Below are 10,216 nucleotides of genomic sequence, written 5' to 3'. Positions count from 1 at the left end.
TACGGCTTCAATAATACGTTCAGGTAATGCTCGATGACCAAGTTTGATGGTATAAACTGCATTCGGGTGAACAAGACGTTTTAATTCACGATTCCCTTGTAAGAATAAAAGTAAAATACGGATCACTTTTAATCCACCACCTGTTGATCCCGCACACCCACCAATAAAAGCTGAGCATAATAATAGAAGAGGTAGAAATGCCGGCCATTGTGCAAAACTGTCTGTTGCAAAACCAGCAGTTGTCGCCATAGAGACAACTTGGAAAAAGGCCTGATTTATGGTTATCCATCCTGAATCATATACAGAATAAAGCCAAAGAATACCGCTACAGATAATGACTAATCCCAATTGAATTGAGATAAACATACGAAATTCAGGATCACGCCAATAAATATTAAGACTTCTTCCTGTTAATACAGCAAAGTGTAAGCCAAAGTTACACCCAGAAATTAAAAGGAATACACCAATAATGATATTAATAGTTGGGCTATTAAAATAACCAATACTAGCATCGTGAGTAGAAAACCCGCCAATTGCAATAGTTGAAAAGCTGTGAGAAATAGCATCAAATACATCCATGCCTGCAATCCATAATGCTAAAGCACAAATGATGGTAAGCAAGACATAAATAAGCCACAGTGCTTTTGCTGTTTCTGCAATTCGAGGTCGCATTTTATTATCTTTCAATGGCCCCGGCATTTCTGCACGATAAAGCTGCATTCCCCCAACACCTAAAAGAGGAAGAATAGCGACTGCTAATACAATGATCCCCATCCCCCCTAACCATTGAAGCATTTGGCGATAAAACAAAATAGCTTTAGGTAAGGAATCTAGCCCTACTAAGGTTGTAGCTCCTGTCGTAGTAAGCCCAGAAAAAGATTCAAAAAACGCATCTGTTATAGAAAGGTGAGGTTGCTCAGAAAAAATAAACGGTAATGCTCCCACACTGCCCAATACAGTCCAAAATAAAACCACAATAAGAAAGCCCTCTTTAGGCTTCAGCTCACTTTTCTTATGTCGGTTGGGGATCCACAGCATTAACCCAATGATCAATGCGACAATAAATGTTTGGCTAAATGCTCGTCCGGCACCATCTCGGTATATTAACGCGACAATACCAGGAATGATCATCGTGACAGAAAATAAGATAACGAGCAGTCCGACAATACGGGTTATTGAACGAAAATGCATTTAGCGATTTCCTTGGTAGCAAAGATTATTCATTTTTATCTAATGGGATTAATTGCATACTGCCACGACTCATATCGCGTAGTTTAATTTCCACTTCACTACTATGTACAGCTGGCAATGAAAGGATAAATGTGACTTTATCAGTATATTCACTTGAGAGCACTTGCCCTTGATATTGTTCAACGACTTGTTCAAGTAATGAAACAAGTGAATATTCACACTCCACATTAAAGCGTAATTGTGGCACTTTTGTCTTTGTAGATAATATTTTTAATGCCTGCTGAACACCACTACCATAAGCACGAACCAACCCGCCTGTTCCTAATTTGATCCCGCCAAAATACCGAACAACCACTGCGGTTACTTCTCCCATTCCACTTCCTAAGAGGGGAGCTAGAATAGGTTTTCCCGCAGTACCTGTTGGTTCACCATCATCAGAAAATCCTAATTGTTGCGAATCATCTGGCCTACCAGCAACAAAAGCCCAACAATGATGTCGGGCATCAGGAAATTGCTCTTTGATAGACTGAATATAGGCTTTAGCTGCATCAATGCCCTCAGTGTGAGCAATAAATGTAATAAAACGGCTTTTCTTTATTTCTTCACTGAACTCTACAGTTTCAGCGGGGATCAAATACGCTTTCATCAGGCTAAGTGTAAGTCTCTGGTCATATTTTCAATTTTGTTATCGTGGATAATAATATTATCTTCAATACGAATGCCACCAAAGGGTTTGAAGTGTTCAATTTGCTTCCAATTAAAATAAGTGCTGTATTTCCCATCTTTCCAAGGCTCTAATAAAGAATCGATGAAGTAAAATCCAGGTTCAATCGTTAATACCATGCCAGGTTCAATAATACGTGTACAACGTAAGAATGGATACATAGCAGGAGCAGCTAAATGAGTTCCTTTATCATCTTGCATAAACCCAGCAGCATCATGAACTTGTAGACCTAAAGCATGTCCTAAACCATGAGGCAAAAATGGTGTCGTTAAGCCAGCACTCACCATATCTTCTTCACTAACACCTTTCACAATACCGTATTTATTGAGCAATCCAGCAATACGCTGATGCATTTGAACATGGTATTCTGTGTAACGTACACCCGCTTTCATCGTTGCGATCAGCGCTTGTTGAGCATCATTCATATCTTTAACTAAAGACGTAAATTCATGATTTTCTTTTGCGCTATAAGTACGAGTTATATCAGCAGCATAACCATTATATTCTGCGCCAGCATCAATAAGGAAACTACGATATTCATCTGGTGATTCATGATCTAATTTTGTGTAATGCAACACAGCCGCATGCTCATTTAATGCAACAATATTCCCATAAGGTACATCGGTATCACGATGACCTGTTGCCATTAAATACGCCATATTAATATCAAATTCACTTAATCCTGCTTGGAAAGCTTCGCGTGCAGCAATATGTCCATTCACTGCCATTTTCTGAGCTTCACGCATACAGGCTAATTCATAACCTGTCTTATAGGCACGATAGTAATGATAATAATTAAGAAGAGATTGATTATTAATATTATCAATACTCACACCTAATGATTCAGCACGTTGCGTATTTGGGCCAATATAAGCAGTATTCTTATTAATATAAGGAGCAAGTTCTTTTTGAATATCATCAACATTTTTGAGATGAATTAATTCAATTTCATGCGTCCAATAGCTACTTGGTAGTGCTTCAACACTATGCCAATAATCAACTGGAGAATAAAACCATAATTTTGGTTTATTAACACCATCAACTAATAACCAGCAATGAGGTACATCAGTCACAGGTACCCATGCTTTAAAATGTGCGTTAACTTTAAAAGGGTAATCACTGTCATCAAGAAAAATACGAATAGGCTCACCAGAATGAATTAATACGGAATCAAGATGGTGTCTGGATAAAGCATCACGCGTACGATTTTGTAGAGTTTTGATATGTTCTTGGTACAGAGAGAGCAATTTTTCCATTATTAATTACCTTATCTTATTCATTGTTAATGATTCAGCTTAACACGCCAACTCTTTTAGTAGCTAATGCCATAACAAAAATAGATTATTAGCGATTTATCTCACTTATTTTTATCAAATAGAGCAACGATATAAAATTCAACAAGTTAAATAATTTCACTGTGATCCTCCTTGCAGTTTTTTAATCAATTATTTGCATTTATTTAACATTGTATTCACACTCTTATTATCTGGTCATACCAGTCTATACTTTTAGGGAGAATACAAATGCTCTATCAAAGCGAAAATATTCAAGTCGATTGGGTGAAACAAGGTATTGTTGAACTCGTTTTTAACGCCAAAGGTTCTATTAATAAATTAGATACCAAAACAGTTGCGATGCTAAGCGAAGCTTTAACTGTATTAGAGGCAACACAAGATCTAAAAGGTGTTATTTTACGTTCTGAAAAACCTGCCTTTATTGTCGGAGCTGACATCACTGAGTTTTTATCCCTATTTGATGCCCCTGAAGAAGAATTGACTCAGTGGCTACACTTTTCTAATCAAATCTTTAGCCGACTCGAAGATCTCCCAGTTCCCACCATCTCTGCTATCAATGGTTATGCACTTGGTGGAGGCTGCGAATGTGTACTTGCTACCGATTTCCGAATTGCATCCCCCGATTTACGCATTGGTCTTCCAGAAACCAAACTTGGGATCATGCCCGGTTTTGGTGGGTCAGTACGTCTTCCCCGTTTAATTGGTGTCGATAATGCATTAGAAATTATTACTGCGGGTAAAGATATTGATGCTCAAACGGCACTTCAAAATGGGTTGATCCAAGCTATTGTTCCACTGGAAAACTTAAAAGAGAGTGCAATTTCGCTAATAGAACAATCCATTGACGGTAAGATTGATTGGAAGGCCGCTCGTTATCCGAAAACAGCGCCATTAAGATTGACAGAACTTGAACATAAGATGTCTTTTAGTGTAGCTAAAGGCATGGTGATGAAAGTAGCTGGCTCTCATTATCCAGCGCCTATCACCGCAGTTAAAACCATAGAAAAAGCAGCATTTTTAAATAGAGATGAAGCACTTGCTCTTGAAACCGAAAGTTTTGTCAAACTCACGCGCACTGATGTTGCTAAAGCCTTAGTCGGTATTTTTCTCAATGATCAGTATGTCAAAAATATCACGAAAAAACGGCATGCAGAATTACCTAAACAAGCAGCTGTATTAGGTGCAGGCATTATGGGCGGTGGAATTTCCTACCAGTCAGCCTTAAAAGGTATTCCGGTTATTATGAAAGATATTAACCAAAAATCCCTTGAACTGGGTATGAATGAAGCACTAAGCCTATTACAAAAACGCCAAGAAAAAGGTCGTATGACCGCTGTTGATATGGCAAAAACACTCGCCTCTATTCAACCAACACTAAATTATACCTCTGTTAGCGATGCAGATATTGTGGTTGAAGCCGTTGTTGAAAATCCAAAAGTAAAAGCAACTGTACTTGCAGAAACAGAAGCATTATTAGCAGATAACGCGATCCTTGCTTCCAATACCTCAACGATACCTATCTCATTGCTCGCAAAATCCTTAAAACGCCCAGAAAATTTCTGTGGTATGCATTTCTTTAATCCAGTCCATCGCATGCCTTTAGTGGAAATTATTAAAGGTGAAAAAACCAGTGAAGAGACTATTAATCGTATTGTAAGTTATGCAAGTAAAATGGGCAAAACACCGATTATTGTTAATGATTGCCCTGGCTTCTTTGTAAATCGAGTCCTCTTTCCTTATTTTGCAGGATTCTCTCTATTGCTAAGAGACGGTGCTGATTTTATTGCTGTTGATAAGGTGATGGAAAAAGTATTTGGCTGGCCAATGGGCCCAGCTTATTTACTTGATGTTGTGGGTATTGATACTGCTAATCATGCTCAAGCTGTTATGGCTCAAGGCTTTCCTGACAGAATGGGAACTATTGAACGCGATACTATTGCACTGTTATATGAACAACAGCGATATGGGCAAAAGAATAATCATGGTTTCTATAATTACACGGTTGATAAACGAGGTAAAAAACAGAAATCAGTTGATGGACAAATTCAAACACTCATTCAACAAAATGCGGGTAAAGCACAAGAGTTTAGCCAAGACGTGATTATTGCTCGCATGATGATCCCAATGATCAATGAAGTTATTCGTTGTCTAGATGAAGGTATTATTGCTTCACCAGCCGAAGCTGATATTGCACTAGTATATGGCTTAGGCTTCCCTCCTTTCCGTGGTGGTGTATTCCGTTACCTCGATACTATTGGAACAGCGAAATTTGTTGCAGATGCACAGCAATATGCGTCATTAGGGGCACTTTATCAAATCCCTGAAAGCTTAAAACAAAAAGCACAACACAACGAAACCTATTATCCAAAACCCACAAAAGTAGATGTTAACATCAGAGAACTCGCTTAAGGAGAGATGAAATGGAAAAGGTTGTCATAATTGATGGTATTCGTACTCCTATGGGACGCTCTAAAGGTGGTGCTTTTCGCCATGTTAGAGCAGAAAATCTCTCTGCTCACCTGATGCAAGCACTACTAAAACGTAATCCTAATATTAATCCTAATGATATTGGCGATGTGATTTGGGGTTGTGTACAGCAAACCTTAGAACAAGGTTTCAACATTGCACGTAACGCTGCATTATTAGCCGAACTTCCTCACAAAGTGCCAGCTGTCACGGTTAATCGCTTATGCGGTTCATCAATGCAAGCATTACATGATGGCGCTCGCCAAATTATGCTTGGTGATAGCCAAGTGGCATTAATTGGTGGTGTTGAACATATGGGTCATGTGCCAATGACTTATAATGCGGATTTCAATCCATCTCTCAATCTTTCTGTTGCTAAGGCCTCATTTTCTATGGGTTTAACCGCAGAAATGTTAGCTAAATCATTTCAAATTTCACGTGAAGACCAAGATAAATTTGCTTATCGTTCTCACCATTTAGCAGCTCTTGCAACACAACAAGGCTATTTTGATAATGAGATAGTGGCTATCAATGGTCATGATGCAACGGGTAATTTCATCAATGTTAAAAATGACGAAGTTATTCGTTATAACCCAAGTCTTGATGATTTAGCGCAACTAAAACCTGTATTTGATCCCGCAACTGGCTCTGTAACAGCAGGAAATTCATCCGCAGTTTCGGATGGTGCATCAGCGATGTTTATCACCAGTGAACGTTATGCTAAAGAGCACAACTTAAAGCCTCGGGCTGTTATTCGAGCTATGGCTGTTACAGGGTGCGATCCCGCAATTATGGGTTATGGCCCAGTTCCTGCGACAGAAATTGCATTGAAGAAAGCAGGATTAACACTCAGTGATATTGATATTTTTGAACTCAATGAAGCTTTTGCAGCACAATCATTAGCCTGTATGAAGAAAATGAATTTGCTAGAAAGTCTAGATGACAAGATTAATTTAAACGGTGGTGCAATTGCCTTAGGACACCCTTTAGGTTGCTCTGGTTCACGTATAACAACCTCGTTACTCAATATTATGGAACGTAAAGATGCACAATTTGGCTTAGCCACAATGTGCATTGGATTAGGGCAAGGTATTGCAACGATTATAGAACGTGTTTAATGCGATATTCGGTATATCCACGTTCTTATCATTATGAAAGTCTTCTTTTCGATTGCATGGTTAGAAACCATTTTCCCGCCGTCAGGGGCGGGTTTTTTTATGGTTTTAAAAACAAAATCGATAATAACGTGGAAAAACGTTATCAAATAAATTCAAACGCATCGCTAAATAAGCGTGTTTTATCTGCATTACGTTCATTACAAAAGCGCTCTCTGGCTATTTTGGCCATTTCAAAACGCCCTGCAATGTAAATATCATATTCTGATAAATCACCAAAATCTTCGCTTATTGCAGTTAATACCGTACCTTTTCTGCCTCGCCAAGTTTCATCGGGTTGTTCAACTACGGGGACAACGGTTAAAGAAGGATGCAACTCTGATAATTCTTGTAATTCATTGAGATCATAGAGATGAATGCTTTCTCTTCCCCCCCAATAAATTGTAATAGGTCTCTGTGGATTTTCAGCTAATGCTGCCAGTAAAATTGAATGGGTATAAGAAAAACCTGTGCCGCCAGCAATTAATAGTAGAGGACGCTGACTCTCTTTTTTAAACCATGCATTTCCATGAGGAATATCAATGGTGAGTTGCTGTTTTTCTAAAATCACATCAAGCACAGCCATCGCATAAAGATTGAGTTCAGACGCACCAATATGAAGTTCAATAAAGTCTTTATTTTCAGGTATAGATGCAATAGAAAAAGGACGTTTATCACGTTCATCCATAACAGCTAAAAGATATTGCCCAGCCTGAAAATCAAATTCGCCATCGGGTAATAGCCTTACCCGATAAACCGTATCTGTCATCGGCTCAACAAGTGAGACTTTACAATTCAGTATTGCCATGTTGTTCCTCTGTTATTATTTAAGAATATCGAGCTGTTCCCAAATAGTATCGACTCGTTGCTTAACTTCATCAGACATCACAATAGGTCTACCCCATTCTCTATCTGTCTCACTAGGCCATTTGTTGGTCGCATCAAGACCCATTTTTGATCCTAATCCTGAAACAGGTGAAGCGAAGTCAAGATAATCAATAGGCGTATTTTCCATCATAATGGTATCTCTCGCAGGATCCATTCTGGTTGTAATTGCCCAAATCACATCTTTCCAATCTCTTGCATTGACATCATCATCGCAAACAATCACAAATTTGGTGTACATAAATTGCCGTAAATAAGACCAAACTCCCATCATTACGCGTTTAGCATGACCCGCATACTGTTTTTTCATAGTCACAACGGCTAAACGATAAGAACATCCTTCAGGAGGTAGATAAAAGTCTACAATTTCAGGAAATTGTTTTTGTAATATCGGAACAAGCACTTCATTAAGTGCAACACCTAATACTGCGGGTTCATCAGGTGGTCGCCCTGTATAGGTGGAGTGATAAATTGCATCTTTACGGCGCGTTAAATGCGTAATGGTAAACACAGGGAAAGAATCAATTTCATTATAATATCCTGTGTGATCGCCATATGGTCCTTCTGGCGCAAGCTCTCCCGGTTCAATGTAACCTTCAAGGATAATTTCAGCACTTGCAGGCACTTCAAGATCATTCGAAAGACATTTTACAACTTCTGATTTATTTCCACGCAATAAGCCTGCGAAAGCGTATTCAGATAATGTATCAGGTACCGGTGTTACAGCACCTAAAATAGTAGCGGGATCTGCCCCTAATGCTACGGAAACAGGGAATCGTTCACCCGGATGTTTTTGACACCATTCTTGAAAATCTAAAGCACCACCACGATGCGATAACCAACGCATAATCACTTTGTTTTTACCCAGCACTTGCTGGCGATAAATACCCAGATTTTGGCGCTCTTTAAGTGGGCCACGAGTCACCGTTAATCCCCAAGTAATTAAAGGTGCTGCATCTTCAGGCCAACAATGCATAACAGGGATCTTTGTTAAATCAACATCATCACCCGTTAAAACAACTTCCTGGCAAGGTGCTTTGCTCAAGCGTTTTGTTGGCATATTTAAAACTTGCTTAAACTTGGGCAACTTATCAAAAAGATCACGAAAGCCTTTCGGTGGATCGGGTTCTTTTAGAAATGCTAATAGTTTGCCGACTTCATGCAAAGCTTTAACATCATCTTGCCCCATTCCCATAGCCACACGCTTTGGTGTGCCAAATAAGTTACAAAGCACTGGCATATCAAACCCCTTGGGATTTTCAAATAACAGCGCTGGCCCACCGGCACGTAAAGTTCTGTCCGCTATTTCGGTCATTTCAAGGTAGGGATCTATTTCGAAGGTGATACGTTTTAATTCACCTTTTTCTTCTAATAATGAAAGGAAATCTCTTAAATCGCGGTATTTCATCATAATCTTACGAGCCAGTGAGTGAAAGAAAAGAGGGCAATGCCCTCTTTGAGACGCTATAAGCTAAACGCATAACTCACTAAAATGCAATGCTTTTTATTTGATAGCGTTTACTATACTTATAAACAACGGAATGGAACCCACTCTGAAAGTAATTTAGTATCAAACTGTTCAGGAAATGTTTTTCCATGTTGGAAGATTTTAAAACCTTCATTTTTAGCGCTGTAATAATGTAATTCTTCACCATGAATATATAAGTAACTCCCTTCACGGATAGCCACAACAATCTCTTCAGGGTTAATAGCACAAAACTCAGCAATACGCTCATCACGTGTTTCACCCATATGACCACTAATAGAAGCATCAATGTAATGTGGGTTAATTTGAACAGGGAATAAGCCAAGTGATGGCATGATAACAGAGGAACGTACTGGCATGTCATTGGTTGTACGAATTGTTGGGGTTGCAACGTTACAACCTGCGCTCCAACCAATATAAGGAATATTACGTTCACGGACAGCACGTTGGATAGGAACAACTAATCCTTTTTCATGTAGCATTTGGTTTAATAACCAAGTATTACCACCGCTAACTAAAATACATTCCGCATTATTGATTGCGTCAACTTCTGAATCGAAATGCTCAATACAAGTCACTTCAATACCTAACACTTCTGATAAATCACGAGCACGTTGGTCATGATCAGAACGAATAACAGCATAGGCAATTAATACAGCAGAACGAATACCACGTTTTTTGATCATGTTATCGATATTATCTTTCGCATAACTTAACCATCGTGGATCCCCGGCAATTTTTCCGTTACTTAATAAAAAAACTTCCATTACAGAACCTCTTTATAATTATGAATAGAACTCTAAGATAATTATCTTGAAAGCTTTTTCTTGTTTTTACCATCACTTTTTTGTCAACTTGTTACCTCTATCTGAGATCCAATTGAAAGTAACAAAAACGACCTCTTTTATTGCGTATGAACACAGCTTTTCTATTTTTTTTCCAGTATAAAACCACGTTAGGCTATTTTTACTTAAACCCAATAGATGACTGTTACCATAATTATAAATTTGCTATT

General features: G+C 38.6%; 8 protein-coding genes (1 of these 8 running past the window's edge). 2 read left to right on the top strand and 6 right to left on the bottom strand.

Annotated features, from left to right (window positions below; all coding sequences use genetic code 11):
* The 3 genes in view from trkH to pepQ are tightly spaced (at most 25 nt apart) and all read right to left on the bottom strand, a layout consistent with a single transcriptional unit that may run on beyond the window.
* Positions 1-1,191 carry the 5' portion of a Trk system potassium transporter TrkH gene (gene trkH, locus GTH24_RS02055; protein WP_072064491.1) on the bottom strand. It extends 261 nt beyond the left edge of the window, so only the first 1,191 of its 1,452 coding nucleotides appear in the window; it begins with the start codon at positions 1,189-1,191; the stop codon falls past the left edge of the window.
* A 25-nt stretch (positions 1,192-1,216) separates the two neighbouring features.
* Positions 1,217-1,837 carry an IMPACT family protein gene (locus GTH24_RS02050; protein ID WP_072069482.1) on the bottom strand — a complete coding sequence of 207 codons (621 nt, stop codon included), beginning with the start codon at positions 1,835-1,837 and terminating at the stop codon, positions 1,217-1,219.
* The gene (gene pepQ, locus GTH24_RS02045; protein WP_164525889.1) at positions 1,837-3,171 is read right to left on the bottom strand and encodes a Xaa-Pro dipeptidase; all 1,335 of its coding nucleotides are present in this window, start codon (positions 3,169-3,171) and stop codon (positions 1,837-1,839) included. Before pepQ ends, GTH24_RS02050 begins: the two co-directional genes overlap by 1 nt.
* A 267-nt stretch (positions 3,172-3,438) precedes the next feature.
* Between pepQ and fadB the strand changes: the two genes are divergently transcribed.
* Positions 3,439-5,619 carry a fatty acid oxidation complex subunit alpha FadB gene (fadB, locus tag GTH24_RS02040; RefSeq protein WP_164525888.1) on the top strand — a complete coding sequence of 727 codons (2,181 nt, stop codon included), beginning with the start codon at positions 3,439-3,441 and terminating at the stop codon, positions 5,617-5,619.
* Between the two features lie 11 nt (positions 5,620-5,630).
* A complete protein-coding gene (gene fadA, locus GTH24_RS02035; protein WP_164525887.1) occupies positions 5,631-6,794 on the top strand; it encodes an acetyl-CoA C-acyltransferase FadA in 1,164 nt (387 codons plus the stop codon).
* A 142-nt stretch (positions 6,795-6,936) separates the two neighbouring features.
* Here the strand turns inward: fadA and fre are convergent, their stop codons facing one another.
* From fre to pepE, 3 genes are all read right to left on the bottom strand, one after another.
* Complete coding sequence (fre, locus tag GTH24_RS02030) at positions 6,937-7,638, bottom strand: NAD(P)H-flavin reductase (protein ID WP_072069486.1); 702 nt, start codon at positions 7,636-7,638, stop codon at positions 6,937-6,939.
* 15 nt (positions 7,639-7,653) lie between these two features.
* Entirely contained in the window at positions 7,654-9,123 is a 1,470-nt protein-coding gene (gene ubiD, locus GTH24_RS02025; protein ID WP_164526900.1) for a 4-hydroxy-3-polyprenylbenzoate decarboxylase, read from the bottom strand.
* A 119-nt stretch (positions 9,124-9,242) separates the two neighbouring features.
* Positions 9,243-9,968: a dipeptidase PepE gene (pepE, locus tag GTH24_RS02020; RefSeq protein WP_072069488.1), complete on the bottom strand. Its 726-nt coding sequence runs from the start codon at positions 9,966-9,968 to the stop codon at positions 9,243-9,245.
* Positions 9,969-10,216 lie beyond the last annotated feature (248 nt).

This window comes from Proteus vulgaris (assembly GCF_011045815.1).
GTDB classification, from domain to species: Bacteria; Pseudomonadota; Gammaproteobacteria; order Enterobacterales; family Enterobacteriaceae; genus Proteus; species Proteus vulgaris_B.
Note: the sequence above shows the minus strand (reverse complement) of the source record. Positions and strands in the feature narration are given on the sequence as shown.

Bases quoted from the DNA above. Each gene is read 5' to 3' on its own strand.
- fadA (WP_164525887.1), top strand. From the start codon at position 5,631: ATGGAAAAGGTTGTCATAATTGATGGTATTCGTACTCCTATGGGACGC.
- fadB (WP_164525888.1), top strand. From the start codon at position 3,439: ATGCTCTATCAAAGCGAAAATATTCAAGTCGATTGGGTGAAACAAGGT.
- fre (WP_072069486.1), bottom strand. From the start codon at position 7,638: ATGGCAATACTGAATTGTAAAGTCTCACTTGTTGAGCCGATGACAGAT.
- ubiD (WP_164526900.1), bottom strand. From the start codon at position 9,123: ATGAAATACCGCGATTTAAGAGATTTCCTTTCATTATTAGAAGAAAAA.
- pepQ (WP_164525889.1), bottom strand. From the start codon at position 3,171: ATGGAAAAATTGCTCTCTCTGTACCAAGAACATATCAAAACTCTACAA.
- pepE (WP_072069488.1), bottom strand. From the start codon at position 9,968: ATGGAAGTTTTTTTATTAAGTAACGGAAAAATTGCCGGGGATCCACGA.
- GTH24_RS02050 (WP_072069482.1), bottom strand. From the start codon at position 1,837: ATGAAAGCGTATTTGATCCCCGCTGAAACTGTAGAGTTCAGTGAAGAA.